The sequence below is a fragment of the Polaribacter butkevichii genome (assembly GCF_038024105.1).
Classification (GTDB): domain Bacteria; phylum Bacteroidota; class Bacteroidia; order Flavobacteriales; family Flavobacteriaceae; genus Polaribacter; species Polaribacter butkevichii.
Window position 1 is genome coordinate 3,031,769 of sequence record NZ_CP150661.1, and the last position, 20,109, is coordinate 3,051,877.

At 29.8% G+C, this 20,109-nt stretch carries 24 protein-coding genes; 11 read left to right on the forward strand and 13 right to left on the reverse strand.

Annotated features, from left to right (window positions below; translation table 11 throughout):
• Nucleotides 1-25 precede the first annotated feature (25 nt).
• The 10 genes from asnS to WG951_RS12850 all read right to left on the reverse strand — a co-directional run bounded on the left by asnS (nt 26) and on the right by WG951_RS12850 (nt 10,735).
• On the reverse strand, nt 26-1,462 hold the full coding sequence (gene asnS, locus WG951_RS12805) for an asparagine--tRNA ligase (protein WP_105049431.1): 1,437 nt from the start codon (nt 1,460-1,462) through the stop codon (nt 26-28).
• A 280-nt stretch (nt 1,463-1,742) separates the two neighbouring features.
• Entirely contained in the window at nt 1,743-4,118 is a 2,376-nt protein-coding gene (locus tag WG951_RS12810; protein ID WP_105049430.1) for an efflux RND transporter permease subunit, read from the reverse strand.
• Nucleotides 4,119-4,212: 94 nt separating this feature from the next.
• Complete coding sequence (gene frr / locus WG951_RS12815) at nt 4,213-4,767, reverse strand: ribosome recycling factor (RefSeq protein WP_105049429.1); 555 nt, start codon at nt 4,765-4,767, stop codon at nt 4,213-4,215.
• Nucleotides 4,768-4,794: 27 nt separating this feature from the next.
• Nucleotides 4,795-5,505, reverse strand: coding sequence for a UMP kinase (pyrH, locus tag WG951_RS12820; protein WP_105049428.1), 711 nt, complete (start codon nt 5,503-5,505; stop codon nt 4,795-4,797).
• 170 nt (nt 5,506-5,675) lie between these two features.
• Nucleotides 5,676-6,647 (reverse strand): translation elongation factor Ts, encoded by a 972-nt coding sequence (gene tsf / locus WG951_RS12825; RefSeq protein WP_105049427.1) that lies wholly within the window; start codon nt 6,645-6,647, stop codon nt 5,676-5,678.
• A gap of 24 nt (nt 6,648-6,671) precedes the next feature.
• Nucleotides 6,672-7,472: a 30S ribosomal protein S2 gene (rpsB, locus tag WG951_RS12830; RefSeq protein WP_105049426.1), complete on the reverse strand. Its 801-nt coding sequence runs from the start codon at nt 7,470-7,472 to the stop codon at nt 6,672-6,674.
• A 145-nt stretch (nt 7,473-7,617) separates the two neighbouring features.
• Nucleotides 7,618-8,004, reverse strand: coding sequence for a 30S ribosomal protein S9 (gene rpsI / locus WG951_RS12835; protein ID WP_105049425.1), 387 nt, complete (start codon nt 8,002-8,004; stop codon nt 7,618-7,620).
• Nucleotides 8,004-8,459, reverse strand: a complete 456-nt coding sequence (gene rplM, locus WG951_RS12840; RefSeq protein WP_068449531.1) for a 50S ribosomal protein L13 — start codon at nt 8,457-8,459, stop codon at nt 8,004-8,006. Before rplM ends, rpsI begins: the two co-directional genes overlap by 1 nt.
• A gap of 186 nt (nt 8,460-8,645) precedes the next feature.
• On the reverse strand, nt 8,646-9,593 hold the full coding sequence (locus WG951_RS12845) for an MBL fold metallo-hydrolase (protein WP_105049424.1): 948 nt from the start codon (nt 9,591-9,593) through the stop codon (nt 8,646-8,648).
• Nucleotides 9,594-9,676: 83 nt separating this feature from the next.
• Nucleotides 9,677-10,735, reverse strand: a complete 1,059-nt coding sequence (locus WG951_RS12850; RefSeq protein ID WP_105049423.1) for a branched-chain amino acid aminotransferase — start codon at nt 10,733-10,735, stop codon at nt 9,677-9,679.
• A 121-nt stretch (nt 10,736-10,856) separates the two neighbouring features.
• Here WG951_RS12850 and WG951_RS12855 point away from each other — a divergent pair, with 121 nt between their 5' ends.
• The 3 genes from WG951_RS12855 to WG951_RS12865 all read left to right on the forward strand — a co-directional run bounded on the left by WG951_RS12855 (nt 10,857) and on the right by WG951_RS12865 (nt 12,259).
• Nucleotides 10,857-11,354, forward strand: a complete 498-nt coding sequence (locus WG951_RS12855; RefSeq protein WP_105049422.1) for a DUF4920 domain-containing protein — start codon at nt 10,857-10,859, stop codon at nt 11,352-11,354.
• Between the two features lie 26 nt (nt 11,355-11,380).
• Nucleotides 11,381-12,043, forward strand: coding sequence for a tRNA (5-methylaminomethyl-2-thiouridine)(34)-methyltransferase MnmD (mnmD, locus tag WG951_RS12860; protein ID WP_105049421.1), 663 nt, complete (start codon nt 11,381-11,383; stop codon nt 12,041-12,043).
• 84 nt (nt 12,044-12,127) lie between these two features.
• A complete protein-coding gene (locus tag WG951_RS12865) occupies nt 12,128-12,259 on the forward strand; it encodes a hypothetical protein (RefSeq protein WP_262510182.1) in 132 nt (43 codons plus the stop codon).
• Nucleotides 12,260-12,397: 138 nt separating this feature from the next.
• Here WG951_RS12865 and WG951_RS12870 read toward each other — a convergent pair whose 3' ends face one another.
• A complete protein-coding gene (locus WG951_RS12870; RefSeq protein ID WP_105049420.1) occupies nt 12,398-13,549 on the reverse strand; it encodes a glycosyltransferase family 2 protein in 1,152 nt (383 codons plus the stop codon).
• Nucleotides 13,546-14,463 carry a hypothetical protein gene (locus WG951_RS12875; protein ID WP_245893527.1) on the reverse strand — a complete coding sequence of 306 codons (918 nt, stop codon included), beginning with the start codon at nt 14,461-14,463 and terminating at the stop codon, nt 13,546-13,548. Before WG951_RS12875 ends, WG951_RS12870 begins: the two co-directional genes overlap by 4 nt.
• A 106-nt stretch (nt 14,464-14,569) precedes the next feature.
• Here WG951_RS12875 and ruvC point away from each other — a divergent pair, with 106 nt between their 5' ends.
• The 5 genes from ruvC to WG951_RS12900 all read left to right on the forward strand — a co-directional run bounded on the left by ruvC (nt 14,570) and on the right by WG951_RS12900 (nt 17,831).
• A complete protein-coding gene (ruvC, locus tag WG951_RS12880; RefSeq protein WP_105049418.1) occupies nt 14,570-15,124 on the forward strand; it encodes a crossover junction endodeoxyribonuclease RuvC in 555 nt (184 codons plus the stop codon).
• 41 nt (nt 15,125-15,165) lie between these two features.
• A complete protein-coding gene (locus tag WG951_RS12885) occupies nt 15,166-15,531 on the forward strand; it encodes a four helix bundle protein (RefSeq protein ID WP_105049417.1) in 366 nt (121 codons plus the stop codon).
• A 32-nt stretch (nt 15,532-15,563) separates the two neighbouring features.
• Nucleotides 15,564-16,691, forward strand: coding sequence for a radical SAM family heme chaperone HemW (hemW, locus tag WG951_RS12890; RefSeq protein WP_105049416.1), 1,128 nt, complete (start codon nt 15,564-15,566; stop codon nt 16,689-16,691).
• Nucleotides 16,692-16,819: 128 nt separating this feature from the next.
• Nucleotides 16,820-17,569, forward strand: a complete 750-nt coding sequence (locus WG951_RS12895) for a cyclase family protein (RefSeq protein ID WP_105049415.1) — start codon at nt 16,820-16,822, stop codon at nt 17,567-17,569.
• Between the two features lie 16 nt (nt 17,570-17,585).
• Nucleotides 17,586-17,831, forward strand: coding sequence for a hypothetical protein (locus WG951_RS12900; RefSeq protein WP_105049414.1), 246 nt, complete (start codon nt 17,586-17,588; stop codon nt 17,829-17,831).
• Here WG951_RS12900 and WG951_RS12905 read toward each other — a convergent pair.
• Nucleotides 17,828-18,811: a CorA family divalent cation transporter gene (locus tag WG951_RS12905; RefSeq protein WP_105049413.1), complete on the reverse strand. Its 984-nt coding sequence runs from the start codon at nt 18,809-18,811 to the stop codon at nt 17,828-17,830. The genes WG951_RS12900 and WG951_RS12905 overlap by 4 nt on opposite strands.
• Before the next feature lie 75 nt (nt 18,812-18,886).
• Between WG951_RS12905 and WG951_RS12910 the strand changes: the two genes are divergently transcribed.
• Genes WG951_RS12910 through WG951_RS12920 form a run of 3 tightly spaced genes read left to right on the forward strand, consistent with a single transcriptional unit; the run spans nt 18,887 to nt 20,078 of the window.
• Entirely contained in the window at nt 18,887-19,255 is a 369-nt protein-coding gene (locus tag WG951_RS12910) for an MmcQ/YjbR family DNA-binding protein (protein WP_105049412.1), read from the forward strand.
• Nucleotides 19,252-19,521, forward strand: coding sequence for a DUF3781 domain-containing protein (locus WG951_RS12915; protein ID WP_105049411.1), 270 nt, complete (start codon nt 19,252-19,254; stop codon nt 19,519-19,521). Before WG951_RS12910 ends, WG951_RS12915 begins: the two co-directional genes overlap by 4 nt.
• Before the next feature lie 8 nt (nt 19,522-19,529).
• Entirely contained in the window at nt 19,530-20,078 is a 549-nt protein-coding gene (locus tag WG951_RS12920; protein ID WP_105049410.1) for a 5-formyltetrahydrofolate cyclo-ligase, read from the forward strand.
• The last annotated feature ends 31 nt before the right edge of the window (nt 20,079-20,109 follow it).

Here is a 20,109-nt window from a genome sequence, read left to right on the forward strand (position 1 = left end):
ATATTATAAAATTTTAGTATTTCTTTTAAAACTCTGCGTTTTGTGGAGTTCTTGGAAAAGGAATTACGTCTCTAATGTTATTCATTCCTGTTGTAAATTGCACTAATCTTTCAAAACCTAAGCCAAATCCAGAATGTACTGCTGTTCCAAATTTTCTTAAATCTAAATACCACCACAATTCTTTTTCTTCGATACCTAATACTTTCATTTTATCAACTAAAACATCATAACGTTCTTCTCTTTGAGAACCTCCTACGATTTCTCCAATGCCAGGAAATAATACATCCATGGCCCTTACTGTTTTACCATCGTCATTTAAACGCATGTAAAATGCTTTGATGTTTGCTGGGTAATCAAATAAAATTACAGGACATTTAAAGTGTTTTTCAACTAAAAAACGTTCGTGTTCAGATTGTAAATCGGCTCCCCATTCGTTAATAGGGAATTGAAATTTTTTCTTTTTATTTGGTTTCGAATTTCTAAGAATATCTATCGCTTCTGTATAGGAAACTCTTTTAAAGTTGTTATCAACAACAAATTTTAATTTATTTAACAAACTCATTTCACTTCTTTCAGCTTGTGGCTTGCTTTTTTCTTCTTGCGTTAAACGTTGGTCTAAAAAGGCTAAATCATCTTCACACTTTTCTAAAACATAGTTTATTACATATTTTATAAAGTCTTCTGCTAAATCCATATTACCATCCAAATCCATAAAGGCAACTTCTGGTTCTATCATCCAAAATTCTGCTAAATGACGCGTGGTATTAGAGTTTTCTGCTCTAAAAGTTGGACCAAAAGTATATGCTTTACCCAATGCCATTGCAAAAGTTTCTGCTTCTAATTGTCCGGAAACGGTTAAGTTAGTTTCTTTACCAAAAAAGTCTTTAGAATAATCTACTTTTCCGTCTTCTGTAACTGGGGCTTCATTGTCTTTAAAAGTAGTAACTCTAAACATTTCTCCTGCACCTTCTGCATCAGAACCTGTAACAATTGGAGTGTGAACATAGTTGAAATCTCTTTCTTGAAAATACTGATGTACGGCAAATGATAATTTAGAACGTACACGCATTACAGCGCTAAATGTATTAGTTCTAACACGTAAATGTGCATTTTCTCTTAAGAATTCGAAACTGTGTTTTTTAGGTTGAATAGGGTATTCATCTGGATTAGAATCTCCTAGAATTTCTATTTCGGTAACCTGAATTTCTACAGACTGTCCTCTTCCTTGACTTGCGGCTAAAGTTCCTTTTATAGCAATTGCTGCACCTGTTGTAATTCTTTTTAATGTATTTTCATCTGTGTTTTCAAAATCGATTACACATTGAATATTATTAATAGTAGAACCATCATTTAAAGCAATAAAACGATTGCTTCTAAAAGTTCTAACCCATCCTTTTAATTGTACTTCTTGTAATAATAATCCTTCCGACTTTAAAAGTTCGGCAACGTTGCTGTTTATCATATTCTTATAATATTGATATAAATATATGTTATAATTAAAAAGTAAAGATACTTTTTTGATATAAGATGAGCAATGATATCTTTAAGTTGTTTCTAATAGAATTTAGGGGTAAAACATCTTAAAAAAGATACTTATTTTTATATACTTTTAAACCGTTAGAAATTTATGTTATTATTTGAATTATATAATATGTTAATTTCTTTCATTAACTTAAAAATCGGATGTTTTTATAAAACATCCGATTTTTTTTATTTGGGCTATATTTTATCAAACTAAAATATTATTCGTCTGTTAGTTCTTCCTTTGGTGGAAATATTTTTATTGCAGGCTCTTTAAATACTTTTTTATTGGCTATTTTCTTTTCAAAAGTTAATAGTAAGGATGGTAATAATAATAAGTTAGAAACCATGGCTAATAATAAAGTAATAGATACTAAACCTCCTAACGCAATGGTACCTCCAAAACTAGAAAGGGTAAAAGTTAAAAAACCAAAAAATAACACTATAGAAGTATAAAACATACTAACACCGGTTTCTCTAAGAGCAGCGTAAACAGAGGTTTTTACACGCCAATTATTGGTCATTAATTCTTGACGATATTTCGCTAAAAAGTGAATGGTATCATCTACCGATATCCCAAAAGCAATACTAAATACTAAAATGGTTGATGGTTTTATTGGTATGCCAATAAAGCCCATTAAACCTGCCGTAATTAGTAATGGTAGTATGTTTGGAATCAGGGAAATAAATATCATTTGTGGCGATCTAAACATCCAAGCCATAAAAATGGCGATTAATAAAATTGCTAATGATAAAGATATTACTAAATTTTTGATCAAATAATTGGTCCCTTTTATAAAAACTAATGCTTTACCTGTTATAGAAACTTTATAATCGTCTGTTGGAAATTCTTTAGCTATAACAGCTTTAAGTCTTTCTTGAATGACATTCATTTTTTCAGTACCAATGTCTTTCATAAACGTTGTTATTCTGGCATATCGACCTGTAGAATCTACAAAGTTTTTAAGCATACCTGCTTCACTGTTAGAGTTTTTAGTATATGCAAAAATGTAACTCTGTTCTTGACTTGTTGGTAATTGATAATATTTAGGATTACCTCTGTAATACGCTTGTTTAGAGTATTTAACTAAGTTGGTAACCGATATTGGTTTAGATAGTTCTGGAAAAGTTTCAATGGCTTCATTTATTTTTTCCATCTTTTTTAAAGTAGAGAGTTTCATAACTCCCTTTTCTTTTTTAGTATCTACCAATATTTCTAACGGCATGATACCTCCAAATTCTCTTTCAAAAAATTTAATATCTTGATAGAACTCTAAACTTTTAGGCATATCTTCTATTAAACTACCAGATACTTTAATTTTATAAACACCAATAATTGCTGCAACAATAACAATTACTGTGGTAAAATAAATAGTAATTCTTCTATTTTTAACCGTTTTTTCCATCCAATTTACCACATTTTCAATCCACTTTGTTTCTAAGTGATTTAAATGTTTCTTCTTAGGAAGCGGCATAAAACTATATAAAATAGGTATAATAAGTAATGCTAAAATAAAGATACTAATAATGTTTACAGAGGCTAGAATACCAAACTCACGAAGTAGATTACTTTTTACAAAAACAAAAGTTGCAAAACCAGATGCCGTGGTAATATTGGTCATTAAAGTAGCATTTCCTACTTTAGATATTACTCGTTGTAAGGCTTTGGCTTGTTGTCCGTGTTTTTTTATTTCTTGTTGATATTTATTTATCAGAAATACAGCATTGGGTACTCCAATAACAATAATTAAAGGAGGTATTAATGCAGACAATACTGTGATTTCATACTGAAACCAACCAATAAATCCAAATGCCCAGATAACACCAATCATTACTACTAAAAGCGTAATAAATGTAGCTCTAAAGGATCTAAAGAAAAAGAAGAAAATAATAGCTGTTATACCTAATGCTCCCCCTACAAAGAGTATAATTTCATCTTGTATATTTTGTGCGTTTAGGGTTCTAATGTAAGGCATACCAGAAACACGTACGTTTACATTGTTTTCCTTTTCAAATTGTTTTATTGTTGGTATTAATGTATCAAAAATAAAATCTCTACGTTTAGGAGTATTTATAATTGATTTTTTAATATAAATTGCTGTTTGTAATGTTCCTGTTTCTTTATTAAAAAGTAAATTATCGTAGAAAGGAAGTTTTTCGAAAAGTTGTTTTTTAATTTCCAATACTTCTTCTGAGGTAGTAGGTTCTTCCTCATACAAAGGTTCTAATACAAATTTTCTTTGTTTTCTATCTGCTTTTAATTTTTGTACATCAGCAATAGAAATTGTAAAATCGATTTCTTCTAAACTATCAAATTTCCGAACTAAATTGTTCCAGGCATTAAATTTCTTAGGTGTAAAAACAGTAGAGTCTTTAATCCCTAAAATTACTAAGTTGCCCTCTTCACCAAAGATCTTTAAAAATTGGTTGTATTGTATGTTTGCCTCATGATCTTCTGGCAATAGGTTTGCTTCTGTATATGAAAATTTCATATACTTCATCTGTGATGCTAATAAGCCTGTAATGATTGCAATACCTAGTAAAACCAAATAACGGTTTCTTAAGATAGTACCAGCAACTTTTGTCCAAAAATTCATTCAGTTATATTTACGAAAATGTAGTTAAATTGTGTGTAGTGCAAATAAAAAGAGAGTGTTAAGAAACACCCTCTTTTTATTGCTTAGGTTTTTATTAAACCTTCATTATTTCTACTTCTTTTACAGCCAGTTTTTCTTCTGTTTGTTTTACGAAAGTATCAGTAAGTTTTTGAATATCGTCTTCTGCAATTTTTTTCATATCATCAGAAACGTCTGTTTTTTTGATTTCATTATTTGCATCTTTACGAGCATTTCTAATACCAACTTTTGCGTGTTCTGCTTCTGCTTTAGCTTGTTTAGCAAGACCAATTCTTCGTTCTTCTGTTAATGGTGGTACGTTAATCATTATAATATCACCATTGTTCATTGGGTTAAAACCAAGATTAGCAATCATTATTGCTTTTTCTATAGGTTGTAGCATGTTTTTTTCCCAAGGTTGCACAGAGATAGTTCTAGGGTCTGGTGTGTTAACATTTGCTACTTGACTTAATGGTGTTTGAGAACCATAGTAATCTACCATAACGTTAGATAACATTGCAGGCGTTGCTTTACCTGCTCTAATAGTTCTTAATTCTTTCACTAAATGCTCAATAGCATTATTCATTGCTTCTTTAGCAGTATCTAGTATAAATTCTATTTCTTCGTTCATCTTAAGTAAATTTTAAAAATATGCTGTTTATAGAGAGTCAACAATAGTACCAATTTTTTCTCCTGAAACTAATTTCATTAAGTTTCCATTTGTATTCATGTCAAAAACAATAATTGGTAGGTTGTTTTCTTCACTCAATGTAAATGCAGTCATATCCATTACTTTTAATCCTTTTTTAATAACGTCTTTAAAAGTAATTTTTTCGAATTTTATGGCATCTTTATTTTTTTCTGGATCTACATCGTAAATTCCATCTACTCGAGTTCCTTTTAAGATAGCATCAGCATCTATTTCAATTGCTCTTAAAACAGCAGCAGTATCGGTTGTAAAATATGGATTACCTGTACCTGCTCCAAAAATAACAACTCTTCCTTTTTCTAAATGACGAATCGCTTTTCTTTTGATATATGGTTCTGCAACTTCTTTAATTTCTAGAGCTGTTTGTAAGCGTGTGTCTACATTTTGGTCTTCTAGTGCGCTCTGTAGAGCTAATCCGTTAATGCAGGTTGCTAACATGCCCATGTGATCTCCTTGTACACGATCCATACCATTAGCTGCACCAGCAACTCCTCTAAAAATGTTTCCACCACCAATTACAATAGCAACTTCAATACCTTTAGCTACTATTCCTTTTATTTCTTTTGCATATTCTGCTAGACGTTTAGGATCTATACCATATTGTCTATCACCCATTAGTGCTTCTCCGCTTAATTTTAAAAGAATTCTATTATATTGCATAGTTTGTTTTGAAAGTTGTGCAAAATTAAGCTTTTTTTTTGAGTTTCCTTTTTCTTAGAAATAAAAAAACCTCACAATTCTAAAATTATAGAATGTGAGGTTTTTAAAAATTTATTTTCTTGTTAACTCAAGTTAATTGAGTTTATAATTAACAAGAATTGCAGTAAGGTTTATCCTAAAGTAACTCTTTTAAAAGTGCTTACTTCAACATCACCATATGTATGAACATATTGTGCAACAGTTTTCTTTTCATCTTTAATAAAAGCTTGGTCTAAAAGACATTGCTCTGTATCTAAAGTTGTGTTGTCAGAAATAAATCTTTCCATTTTTCCTGGTAAAATTCTATCCCAGATTTTTTCTGGTTTTCCTTCTGCAGCTAATTCTGCTTTTGCAGCTTCTTCAGCTTTTACTAAAACTTCTTCAGATAATTGAGATCTAGAAATAAATTGAGGAACATTTTTTAATGTTTTCCCTAATCTTCCTAATTCAATATTATCTTTTTCAATCACAGCAATTCTTGCTTCTGTTTCAGCAGCAACAAATGCAGGGTCAAAATCTTTGTAAGACAATGTAGTTGCTCCCATAGAAGCTACTTGCATTGCTACGTCTTTAGCTAAAACATCAGCATTATCTACAGCAGCAGATAAACCAACTAAAGCAGCAATTTTACCAATGTGAGTGTAAGCACCAACATAAGCAGCTTCTACTTTTTCAAAAGCAGTTATGTCTAACTTTTCACCAATAACACCAGTTTGCTCAATTAATTTATCAGCAACAGTCATTCCTCCAAAATCAGCAGCTAAGAAAGATTCTTTATCTGCATAATTTAACGCGATTTCAGCAAATTGACTTCCTAAAGTTACAAAAGCTTCGTTTTTACCAACAAAATCAGTCTCACAAGCTAAAACGATAGCAACACCAACAGTGTTGTCTGCGTTAATTTTTGTTACTGCAACTCCTTCTGTAGATTCTCTATCAGCTCTTTTTGCAGCAATTTTTTGACCTTTTTTACGTAAAATATCAATTGCTTTATCAAAGTCTCCAGCAGCTTCAACTAATGCCTTTTTACAGTCCATCATTCCAGCTCCAGTTGCTTCTCTTAACTTTTTAACATCAGCAGCACTAATCTTTACTGTTTCCATGTTATGTATATTTTTTAATGATTGTTATTTTTTTTCTTCTGCAGGAGTTTCAGTAACTTCAGCTTTTGCTTCTTCAACTACAGGAGCCGCCTTTGGAGCTGCAACCTCTTTAGTTTCTTTTACTTTTTCTTTGTCTGCTTTTCTTTCTGATAAACCTTCTGCAATTGCATCAGTAACATAAGATAATACTTTATCTATAGATTTAGAGGCATCATCATTTGCTGGAATGATAAAATCTACTAATCTAGGATCAGAGTTTGTATCAACCATTGCAAAAATAGGAATGCTTAATTTTTGAGCTTCTGCTACAGCAATGTGCTCTTTTTTAATATCTACTACAAATAATGCTCCAGGTAAACGAGTCATATCAGAAATAGAACCTAAATTCTTTTCTAATTTTTCTCTCTGACGATTGATTTGTAATTTTTCTCTTTTAGATAATGCATCAAAAGATCCGTCTAACTTCATTCTATCAATATGAGCCATTTTTTTAACAGCTTTTCTAATAGTTACAAAGTTAGTTAACATACCACCTGGCCATCTTTCTGTAATGAAAGGCATGTTTACTGCTTTTGCTTTTTCTGCAACAATATCTTTTGCTTGTTTTTTTGTAGCTACAAATAAAATTTTACGTCCAGAGTTAGCAATCTTTTTTAAAGCTTCTGAAGTTTCTTCTATTTTTGCTGCTGTTTTATACAAATCGATGATGTGAACACCATTACGTTCTGTATAAATGTATGGAGCCATGTTTGGGTTCCATTTTCTAGTTAAGTGTCCAAAATGTACACCACTATCTAATAATTCTTGAATGTTTACGTTTGCCATTTTCTTAAATGTGTTTACTTTCTGTTTTGAAATCAATAGTTAGGTAGTCTTTCGAGTCCTAACTATTTAGATGCTAAACTGTTTAATATTAAAATATAATAACAGTTCTCGATATAATGTAGTACAGAATAAATTCTGTATTCGATTAACGTTTCGAGAATTGGAATTTTTTACGTGCTTTTTTCTGACCGAATTTCTTACGTTCAACCATTCTTGGGTCACGAGTTAATAAACCTTCTGGTTTCAATACTAATCTGTGCTCTTCGTTAATAGCAACTAAAGCTCTAGTAATAGCTAAACGGATAGCTTCTGCTTGTCCTGTTACACCACCTCCGTAAACATTAACTTTAATGTCATAAGACTCTAAGTTATCTGTTAACATTAAAGGTTGTTGTACTTTATACTGTAAAGTTCCAGTAGAAAAGTAGTTTTTGTAATCTTTTTTGTTTACTGTAATGTTTCCTGTTCCTTCAGAAAGATAAATACGAGCAACAGCTGTTTTTCTTCTACCGATTTTATGTACTATATCCATTATTTAAGATCGTTAAGGTTAATAGCTTTAGGTTCTTGACCTGCTTGTTTGTGCTCTCCACCTGCATATACATACAAGTTTCTGTATAGAGCTGCTCCTAAAATGTTTTTAGGTAACATTCCTTTTACTGCTTTTTCGATTAATCTTGTAGGATCTTTCTCAAACATTTCTGTTGCAGTTAACGATCTTTGTCCTCCTGGGTAACCTGTGTGACGAATGTAAGATTTGTCTCTCCATTTGTTTCCAGTTAAAACAATTTTTTCTGCGTTGATAATAACCACGTTGTCTCCACAATCTACGTGAGGAGTAAAATTTGGTTTGTATTTACCTCTAATTAGCTTTGCTACTTTAGAAGCTAGACGACCCAACGTTTGCCCGTCTGCATCAACTAAAACCCACTCCTTGTTTACGGTAGCGCTGTTTGCTGATACTGTTTTGTAACTTAATGTGTTCATAATTACACTATTAGTTTTTGTTTATTAATAATCAATTTTCCCTTAAAAAAGGAGTGCAAATGTACTGTATTTTATTTGATTGACAAATAGCGTGTTATAATTATTTTACAAAATAATAGAGAATAAATATTTTTGTCTTTTTTTATGTTTTAAAAACTAAAAAAAAGAGGGAAGTAACACTCGTTTTTATAGTGTATAGTTATCGCCTTCACTTGCAAAACGAAAGCCCATTTTTTCAATTTCTTTTCGTTCTTTACTATTCTTCTGTAGAGTAGGGTTGGTGTGGTTAAAGTGAATAAAAATAACTTTATTTTTAGTTGCTAGCGTTTCGTTTTTAAATACGTCTATGGTTTCTTGTATAAAAGGATGCGGAACTTCTGTCATTGCTCGTTTTACTTCATTCTGATTTAAAAATGTGGCGTCTACAAAGGCATAATCAACCTTTTTAACTTCATCAATAATATTGCGGTTCCATTTATGCCATTTGTCAATGTCTGGAATAAAAAGAGCTGTTTTTTGTGTTCCTTCTATTTTATATCCCACGGTTTCAGAAAATTCATCTCTATGTGGTACTAAAAAAGGGGTTACTTTTATTTTATTATTTAACACTAAGGTAGCGTCGTGTTGTAAATTTTGCAGTTGAATATTTTGAAGAGAAATTAATTGACTCCAAGGGCCATTTTCTTTTAAAAAACTTTTCATTTTAGGCATTGCATATACTTTAATGTCTTTCTTACCAAAAGCTTCTCTACCAAAATACATAAGACCTGTGTAATGCCCTATATGAGCATGAGTTAAAAATACGCCATCAATAAGGTTTTCTTTTTTTAGGTGATGTTGTTCTAATGTTGCTAATTGTGTATGCATATTGGGTGTTGCATCAAATAGCCATTTTTGTTTGTTATCTAGATCTACCAAGCCTAAAGAAACAACACTTTTTTTGTTGCTTTTTCCATTGTAAAAATTAGCGCAACATTCTTTTTGACAACCAATATGTGGGTAGCCTCCGTCTTGGGCAATTCCTAATACTGTAATGTATTGCTTTCCTTTTTCTAAAGGTAGAATTTTATCTTTGTCTTTAGGAGTTTGACAAGAAATTAGGAAAAGAAATAAAAGTGCCGCTACGTGTTTCATAATTTAGAAATAAAATTGAAAGATAAAAAAAAAGCATCAAAATTAATTGATGCTTTTAGTATATTAAATATTTAATATTTTTTTTAGTCTAAAACAACTCTCCATCCGTATGGATCTTCTGCTTTGTTTGTTTGAATATCTGTAATAGCTTTCTTTAAAATCTCTGCAAAAGGGTTTTCTAATTCTGGTAAATCATAATCTGTACCATGATAACCAAAAGTAGCTATTGGAGAAATAACGGCAGCAGTTCCTGCCCCAAACATTTCTTTTAAACTACCACTTTGTGCGGCAGCTATTACTTCAGAGACAGTAATTTTTCTAACTTCTACGTCAATGTTCATGTCTTCTGCAATCTGAATCACACTTTTACGTGTAATTCCATTTAAAATACGATCACTAGTAGGGCTTGTAATTAAGGTGTCATTAATTCTGATAAAAATGTTCATCGCGCCAGCTTCTTCAATATATTCGTGCGAATTATCATCCGTCCAAATTACTTGATTATACCCTTTTTCTATAGCTAATTGTGTAGGATAAAACTGAGCGGCATAATTACCACCTGCTTTTGCAAAACCAACACCGCCATTTGCAGCACGTGCATATTTTTCTTCAATTAAAACTTTTACTTTACCAGCAAAATAAGCGCCAGAAGGAGCTGTACAAATTATAAATTTATACGAATCTGCAGGAGAAGCATGAAAACCAATTCCAGAAGCAAACATAAAAGGTCTTATGTATAAAGAGCTTCCTTCGTTTGTAGGAATCCAGTTATTATCAACTTCTAATAATTTTTTTAAACCTTCCATAAAAATATCTTCAGGAATGTGAGGAATAACCAAACGTTCTGCAGATTTATTTAAACGCTTCCAGTTTTCTAAAGGTCTAAATAACATGGTATTTTCATCTGCATCTTTGTAGGCTTTCATTCCTTCAAAAATAGATTGTCCATAATGGAAAATCTTTGCAGCCGGATCTAAAGATATCGGAGCGTATGGTTTAATAACAGGGGTTTGCCATTCGCCATTTATAAAATCACATTCTAACATGTGGTCAGAATATACACTACCAAAGGGTAGGTTGTTAAAATCTACAGAATCGATCTTCGATTTTTCTATACGTTGAATTTCTATATTAGATTTCATTCTTTTTTGATTGAGATGAATAACAAATGTACATAAAATATTCATCTGTCAATAGAACAAATGATTGCTTTTACTCTTTAAAAAATGTACTTTTGTTGAAATCGTGTTAAATTTAGAAAATATGAAATATTTATTGCCGTTTTGTTTGGTTATCTTGGGTGTTTTTACCTCTTGTAAAAAAGAGCATAAAGAAGTAGAAAAACAAAAACAAGAACTAGCTTTTCAATCTTTTGGCAAACAAATAACCTCAGAAAAAGCCATTACTTCAGAAGTGCTTTTGTCTAAATTTAGAGAATTAAAAGTAGGCGATACTATTCATGTAAAATTTGCTTCTACAATTAAAGAAGTATGTTCTAAAAAAGGTTGCTGGATGAAGCTTCCTTTAAATGACAAAACAGAAACAATGGTTCGTTTTAAAGATTACGGTTTTTTTATGCCTTTAGATGCTAAAGGAAAAGAAGTGGTTTTAAATGGAAAAGCATTTGTAAAAGAAACTTCTGTAAAAGAATTGCAACATTATGCAGAAGATGCAGGGAAATCTAAAGAAGAAATAGCAAAAATAACAGAACCTAAAACAGAATTTGCTTTTGAGGCCGATGGTGTTTTAATGAAGAAATAATAGTATCATTTAAACAATTTAAGATTTTGAAAAGAGAAATTCTAATAACTTCAGACGGTTCATCTACCATACATTTACCAGATTGGGATGAGCAATATCATTCTAAAAACGGTTCTATAAATGAAACCTATCATGTTTTTATAAACAGTGGGTTAAAAATGGTGCCTTCAGACAAGGTTTCTGTATTAGAAATTGGTTTTGGTACAGGTTTAAATTGTTTTATAACTTATTTAGAAGCTAAAAAAGAGATAGATTATGTGGGTGTAGAAGCTTACCCAGTTACATCGGAAGAAGTAACAAAGATGAATTTTATTTCCATTTTAAAGGCAGAAAAAGAAAACGAAGCTTTTAAAAAAATGCACGAGGTTTCTTGGGAAGAAAAACATCAGATTTCTGATACTTTTTCTCTAACAAAAAGAAAACAGTTTTTTGAAGATATAGAAGATAAAGATACCTTTAATTTAATTTATTTCGATGCCTTTGGTGCGCGAGTACAACCCCAATTATGGACGGTAGAAATTTTTAGAAAAATGTTTGAGGCATTAAAAGAAAACGGAATTTTAGTTACCTATTCAGCAAAAGGAAGCGTACGAAGAGCCATGCAAGAAGTAGGGTTTGTAGTAGAGCGTTTGCCTGGGCCTCCAGGGAAAAGAGAAATGTTAAGAGCAACCAAAAAAAGTGTACAGTAAACCGTTTTCAGTCTATTGGTTTGCGTAAATGTAGTAAGATTAACTAAATTTGCCTTGATAGCTAATAAAACATCAATATTAAAAATGGAATTCAAAAGAAAATTTGGTAGAAAAAGAGAGTCTAAACCTACAAAAGGACTCTTATATATAGTGCTTTTAGCGGTTGTTATCATCCTTTGGTTAAAGGCCGAAGATATTATGAGTGCCTTGTTTTAATATGTTTTTTAGAAGCTATTTCCTGCTTTCCACACTCGCTTTTTTTATCCTGAAAAAGGAATAAAAAAGAGCTCAAACAATTGTTTCAATCAGGGCTAAAATTATTTGCTATTGATAGTACTGATAATCGTGTAAATATTATTTTTTAAAACTTCTTCCTTTCCAATTATAGTTAAAAAAGAGTGATTTAAAAACAATAAAAACACTAAAAAAAGGATACCATAAACTAGCTAAAACATACCATTTATAAAAATTCTTTTGGTGTTTAAAAAATTTGATTGTTGGTAAGAATAATAATAAATCAATACTCATTTTTAGCATAAAAAGAACAAACATCGTTTTAAACGGTAAAACGCAAATAGAATACACTACAAATGCGTTTGTTAGTAAAACTAATAAACCAATCAATTTTACGCTTAAAGAACTAAAACTACTTGTTTTTGCTGCCCATCTTGTTCTTTGGTTCATCAAATCTACCCAACTTTTTACAGGAAATGTAGTTGCAATTGCATCTTGTGATTTTAAATAACGAACACTTTTTTTATCAGCTTTTATAAATTTTTCGAATAGAAAGATGTCATCACCACTTGCTATATTGTTGTTTCCTTTAAAGCCATTTAACTCTAAAAAGGTTGTTTTTTTATAAGCGAAATTTGCACCATTACACAAAAACGGAAAATTGATGCCAAAACCACCAATTGTAGTTCCTTGCATACTCATAAAATCTAATAACTGAAACTGTTCTAAAAAGTTATTTTCTACCTTGTAGTTTACAGGAGCAACTACCATATTCGGGTTTTTATTTTGAATAAAGTTATCTAAAATTTTCAACCAATTTACAGGCAATATACAATCTGCATCTGTGGTAATTATCCAACTGTTTCTTGCGGTAGCTATGGCAGTGGTAATGGCGTCTTTTTTTGGTGAATTAGATATTCTTACATTTTTTATAACCTTAATATCAATTCTAGTAGCATTTTTAAAGGTTCCTCTTCGTTCCTCATTCGGAATGAAAGAAAAGAAGCTATTAATGACTTCGATAGAATTATCAGAAGAAGCATCATCAACCAAAATAAATTCTACCAAATTATTTGGGTAGTTTAATGCTGAAATTGATTTTAATAAAAGAGGTAGGTTTTTAGCCTCGTTACGAAATGGAATAATTACAGAGAAAGAAGTTTCAGGTTTAGTGTTTTGAGGAATATAATCATCAATATTTTTAAAGCCGATTGCTAACGAGCCAATTAAAATAGCATAGAAAACGAATGTAAAAACCAAGAACCAAATCATTTTGTAAAATTAGGTTTAAAAGTTAACACAAAGTAGCTACCAATAATTGCAGGTAAAACAAAATTTAGAATCCACATTAAGGTTGTGGTAGATAAAATAATAAGTGCTTCAATATTAAAAAAATGAAATACCCAAATTGCTACAGACCCTTTTAAAACAACATCAAATAAAGATAACATTGGTATTGTAGAGGCAATTAAATAAACCGAAGTAATTGCAGAAATAGCATCAACATAAGAAATGTCAACATTAAAAATTAGTAATAGAAAGTAAAATTGATGAGAAAAAACAACAAACCTCAATAATGAAATAAGCGCAACTTTACGGTTAAGTGAAGCTGGAATTTTTTTGATAAAATTTCTTACTTTTTCAAAAGACAGTCCTTTAAAGTTAAAGTTTTTTATTAGAAAAATTAAAGAGATGATTATAAGTATTCCTATCAATAAAATGCTGAAAAAATGAGTGAGATTTATAGTAATGTTATGTTTGAAAACAAAATAGCTAAAACCAATAATTCCAAAAAATAAGGTTATTAACATTTGATAAAAATTGCCAACCAAGTTTAAACCCAAAATTTGTTTTCTATATTTTTTTTCAAAATACATTGCTTTTGCTCCATATTCTCCAATTCTATTTGGTGTAATTAGTGAGGTTGTTAAAGAAGATAAACTCTGTATTAAAGCACTTTTAAAAGAATAATTACTAATAAAAGAAATTAATAAGTGCCATTTACTAGCTTCTAAATACCAGTTTAAAAATGTAAAAAGAAGTAGAAATAGACTGTTTTTTATTGTAAAAATGTTGTTTTGTATCAAATTCTGATAAAAAACAGAAAAAGCTAACTGTTCGTTTTCAATCAGTTTTGTGTAAATAAAATATCCGCAGCCAATTACAATCGATAGTTTTATTATCAACCAAAAGAATTGTTTAGATTTGTAAGAAAGCGAATTGTACATGGTTCGCAAAGTAATAAATAATCATCAGTATTTTTGGTGATATATACAAAAACAATCTACCAGTTTGGCGATAGAAAAAATTATTTTAGGAATTGATCCAGGAACCACAATTATGGGTTTTGGACTGATAAAAGTTGTTGGTAAAAAGATGGAATTTATTCAAATGAATGAATTGATGTTAAAGAAATACGACGATCATTACCTAAAATTAAAACTCATTTTTGAACGAACCATAGAGTTGATAGATACTTATAATCCGGATGAGATTGCTATTGAAGCACCTTTTTTTGGTAAGAATGTACAATCGATGTTAAAGTTAGGTAGAGCGCAAGGAGTTGCTATGGCTGCTGGGTTATCAAGAGAAATTCCGATTACGGAATATTTGCCAAAGAAAATTAAAATGGCAGTTACCGGAAGCGGAAGTGCAAGTAAAGAGCAAGTTGCTTTGATGTTAAAATCTTTATTGAATTTAAAAACATTGCCTAAAAATTTAGATGCAACAGATGGTTTGGCAGCTGCAGTTTGTCATTTTTACAATTCAGGTAAAGTTGTTGGTGGAAAAAACTATACAGGTTGGGCCAGTTTTGTAAAACAAAATGAAAAACGGGTTAAAAAGTAAATTTTCAATGAGTATTTATCCGTAATCAATTATCAGAAATAATGAAATTACCCAATAATCCGTTACAGAATAAATCTTATGACCTTGCATTGTTAATTGTAAAATTTAGCAAAAAGTTAATGGCAGAAAAGAAAGAATACGTTTTGTCTAAACAGATGTTAAGAAGCGGAACTTCAGTTGGAGCTAATATAGTTGAAGCTAATGGAGCTATTTCTAAGGCAGATTTTTCTGCTAAAATGTCAATTGCGTATAAAGAATGTTTAGAAACAAAGTATTGGTTGCATTTGTTAAAAGATAGTAATGATTTAGATTTGGAAGATTTTAATGTTTTATTTGAAAAGGCAGATGAAATTGGGAGAATTCTTTTTTCAATTTTAAAAACGACTAGAATTAATAAGCAATCGTGATAATTGATAAAAGATAACTGATAACTGAATTTATGTCCGGAATTTATATACACATACCGTTTTGTAAACAAGCATGTTTTTATTGCGACTTTCACTTTTCTACTTCGTTAAAGAAGAAAGAAGATATGATTTTGTCTTTAATTAAAGAGATAGAAATTAGAAAAGACGAATTAGAAAATTCAGTTATAGAGACTATTTATTTTGGAGGAGGAACACCATCTGTTTTAAATACGGAAGAAATTCAAACTTTAATTGATGCTGTTTATAAGAATCATACAGTCGTTGATAATCCAGAAATTACGCTAGAGGCAAATCCTGATGATTTATCAGAAGAAAAAATTATACAACTTTCTAAATCACCTATAAATAGATTGAGTATTGGTGTTCAATCTTTTTTTGAGAAAGATTTAAAACTGATGAATCGTGCTCATGATTCATCCGAAGCAAAAAAATGTCTTGAAATAGCAACTGAATATTTCGATAATATTTCTGTCGATTTAATTTACGGAATTCCAGATTGTACAAATGAAGAATGGCGACAAAACATAGAAACGGCATTGAGTTTCGGAATTCCACATATATCTAGTTATGCCTTAACGGTAGAAGCTAAAACAGCTTTAGATACCTTAATTAAAAAAGGTAAAATTAAAAATATTGACGAAGAAAAAGCACAAGAGCAGTTTTATATTTTAATTGAAGAACTAGCCAAAGCAAATTTTGTGCATTACGAATTATCAAACTTTGGTAAAGAAGGTTTTTTTAGTAAAAATAATTCGTCTTATTGGTTGGGTAAATCTTATTTAGGTATTGGTCCTTCTGCACATTCGTTTGATGGTGTTCAACGAAGTTGGAATGTTAGAAATAACACCAAGTATATTAAGTCTATTCAAGAAAATAAACTACCTATAGAAAGAGAAACGTTAACAAAAATGGATGGTTATAATGAATATATTATGACAGGTTTAAGAACTATTTGGGGAGTTTCTTTAGATAAAATTGAAAAGGATTTTGGAGAAAATTATATAAAATATTTAGAAAATCAGTCTAAAAAGTATCTGCAACAAGAGTTATTGGTGCTAGAAAACAGAATTTTAAAAACAACTCAAAAGGGAAAGTTCTTGTCAGACGGAATTTCGTCTGATCTATTTATGGTCAATTAGTTTTTCACAGCTTTTTATTTGTGTTAAATATTAAGATTAGGTCTTGTTTAAGTGTATAAATCCCATTATAAAAACTTATATTTGAGTTTGTAGTAAAATTAAAAATTACTGAAATAAGTTAGGTAAATATGAAAGCGGTTATAGAGTACAATTCCAGAAAGATAGAGATCAATGTATCAGAGCCTATAGATATTTCGATCCCTATAGATAACACTAAAAATAATATAAATGCTTGGGGAATTGATGATCCTAAGATTGGGCCAGAATCTTTTGATGGTTACGAAGTAAGTGTTGCTAACGGAGCTGTTGTAAACTTTAATAGCATACAATTTAATCCACATTCTCATATTACACATACAGAATGTGTTGGGCATATTACTAAAAAAGTACATTCTGTAAATCAGAATTTAAAACATTATTTTTTTGTAGCGGAGTTGGTAACAGTTGCGCCAGAAAAAATAGGAAGTGATTTTGTAATTTCTGAAAAGCAGTTAAAAACAGCGTTAAGAAATAAGAAAAGAGATGCTATTGTAATTAGAACTTTACCAAATTTATCGGATAAAAAAGAAACTAGATACTTTAATACAAATCCGCCTTATTTATCTAATGAAGCTGCTAGTTATTTGGTAGAAAAAGGAATTAAACACTTATTAATAGATTTGCCATCTGTAGATAAAGAAAAAGATGGGGGTAAATTAGAAGTTCATAATATTTTTTGGAACACTTCTGGTATAATGAGGATGAATGCTACTATTACAGAGTTTATTTTTGTGCCAAATAGTATTGATGATGGCGAGTATTTATTAAATTTAATGATTGCACCATTCGAAAACGATGCAACGCCAAGTAAACCTATTTTGTATAAAATTATAAAATAATTTGAGGTGTTTTTAAATGAAGAAAGTTAATTTAAAACTTATTAAAGTTTTTGGATTGTCTGTTTTATCATTTACGTCCTATCTAGTGCTAAACAATTCTAATAAGGTAAATTCAATTTTATTTAAATTACAAGAAAGTGATTCTAGTAGGGGATTCGGAATTTATATAAGCATTTATTTGGTAAAATGGTTTTTATTGATTTTTGGTATGGTGTCTTTAATTTTAATTATTTCTAAGCTTTTTATTGAAAAAGAAGATTAAAACCACTTTTTACGTTTAAAATACCAAATAGAAATTATAGTAATAAGCACCATAACACCTAATAAAATAAAGTAACTGTATTCATATTTTAATTCAGGAATGTTTTCAAAATTCATTCCGTAAATTCCTGCTAAAAAAGTTAAAGGAATAAAAACCACAGACAAAATGGTTAAGGTTTTCATTACCTCATTTAAACGATGCCCTTGAATACTGAAAATTAAGTTTATTTTACTTTCTAATTCTTGTAACTCAAAATCGATATTAGAAATTAAATTATTTGTTTGTTCTTTTAATTCGCTAAAATATTTTACATCAAAACCATCAATTTCCATTTTTTCTAGCTTAACAATAGTGTCTTTTAAACTCATTGTTGCTTTTTTAAAATTGAATAATTCTTGTTTTCTTTTTTCTACAAGAGAGGTAAATTCTGGAGTAGGTTTAATATGTGTAGAATTTAGTTTGTCGGCACTTAATTCGGCATTTTCTTCATAAGTATCTTGGTAATTATCAATAATAGATTCTAATAACAAAAACAATAAATAATCTGCTTTTTTCTTTCTAACAATACCTTTGTTTCCTTCTAATCGCTCGCGAATCCAATTAAAATAATCACCAGGTTTTTCTTGAATAGACCATAAAAAAGTTGGAGAAACAATAAAAACCATTTGTTCAGAATCTAATTTATTGCTTGTAGTAATTAAGACACGTGTAGTTACAAATAATAAATCATCTAACAAAATTACTTTGTTAGGATGATCTTCATCACTTAATAATTTTATTAAAAAATCGTCTAATTTATTTTGAATAATGACTTGCTTGTAGGCCTGATGAAATTTAATGCCATAGGTGTTTAGCCACTTTATAGTTGTTTTATTTTCTAGAAAATCAATTTCTGAAACTGAAGCAAAATCAGTTTTTTCATAATTACTATGAGAATATTTGATAATAGTAGTATTGTCTAAAAAATCATTTTCCGTCATATAAAATAATTGTAAATTTGATAGATAAAGATACTTTTTAAATTGTAATAATATCAATTTTAAAATAAAGAGTTTATGCACATAGAACAATTAAGAGATTTTTGCATGTCAAAAAAAGGAGTCACAGAACATTTTCCTTTTGATGAATCTACCTTGGTTTTTAAGGTGATGCATAAAATGTTTTTATTAACCGGATTAAATCATTGGGAAAAAGCAGAGGCTAAAATAAATCTAAAATGCAATCCAGAAAAAGCTGTAGAATTACGAGATGAATATGAAGGTATTATTCCTGGTTTTCATATGAATAAAAAACACTGGAATACAGTAAGTGTAAATACAAGTGATGTTTCAGACGATTTAGTAAGAGAATTGATAAATCATTCTTATGAATTGGTGGTAAAAGGTTTGACTAAAAAACAAAAAGAATTGTTAAGTACCTTATGAAGTTGCATAAAGAAGAAATTGTAAAGAATCATTGTTACACAAAATTGGTTTACGAAAGGATAAACAAGAAGTTGAAAACTAATTTTTCTAATGCAGAAAGTGAACTGCTTATTAAAAGAATATTAGAAGAAACCTCTTTAGAAAACTACCTAAAAAAAGGAAAGAATTTTTATGTTTCTAATGAGCATCACGCTATTAGAGTTACCGTAAATTCAAAAACCTTTAGAGTAATAACAGTAGATAGAATTACCAGTAAACGTAGATAATTTGTATAATGAAAAAGGAAGAACTTAGAGAAATTTATAAGCAAAAACGTATAGATTTAACGGAACATGAAGTTGCATCGTTTCAAGAAAACATCTATCAACAAATTTATAATTTAGATACTTCGAGTGTTAAAAATGTGCATTTATTTCTTTCTATGAGGAAATTTAATGAGATAGATACACAGCCAATTATTAATTTTTTTAGAAAGAAACATATAAAAATTGTAGTTAGTAGATGTAATTTTAAAGATGACACACTTTCTCATTTTTATTTAGAAGAAGATACTGTTTTAGAGTTGAATAAATTTGGAGTTCCAGAACCTATAAATGCAGTTGAGGTAGATGAAAAGGAACTCGACCTTATTTTTGTTCCGCTTTTAATATCTGATGAATTAAATTATAGAGTAGGTTACGGAAAAGGTTATTATGATCGTTTTTTATCAAAATGTACAGATCAGGCACAATTTATTGGGGTAAACTTTTTTAAACCTATTTATCAAATTGAAGACTCTAATGAGTTTGATATTCCTTTACATCAAGTAATCTATCCTAAATAAACTTTAAGGCACCTAATATTCTTTGTAAATT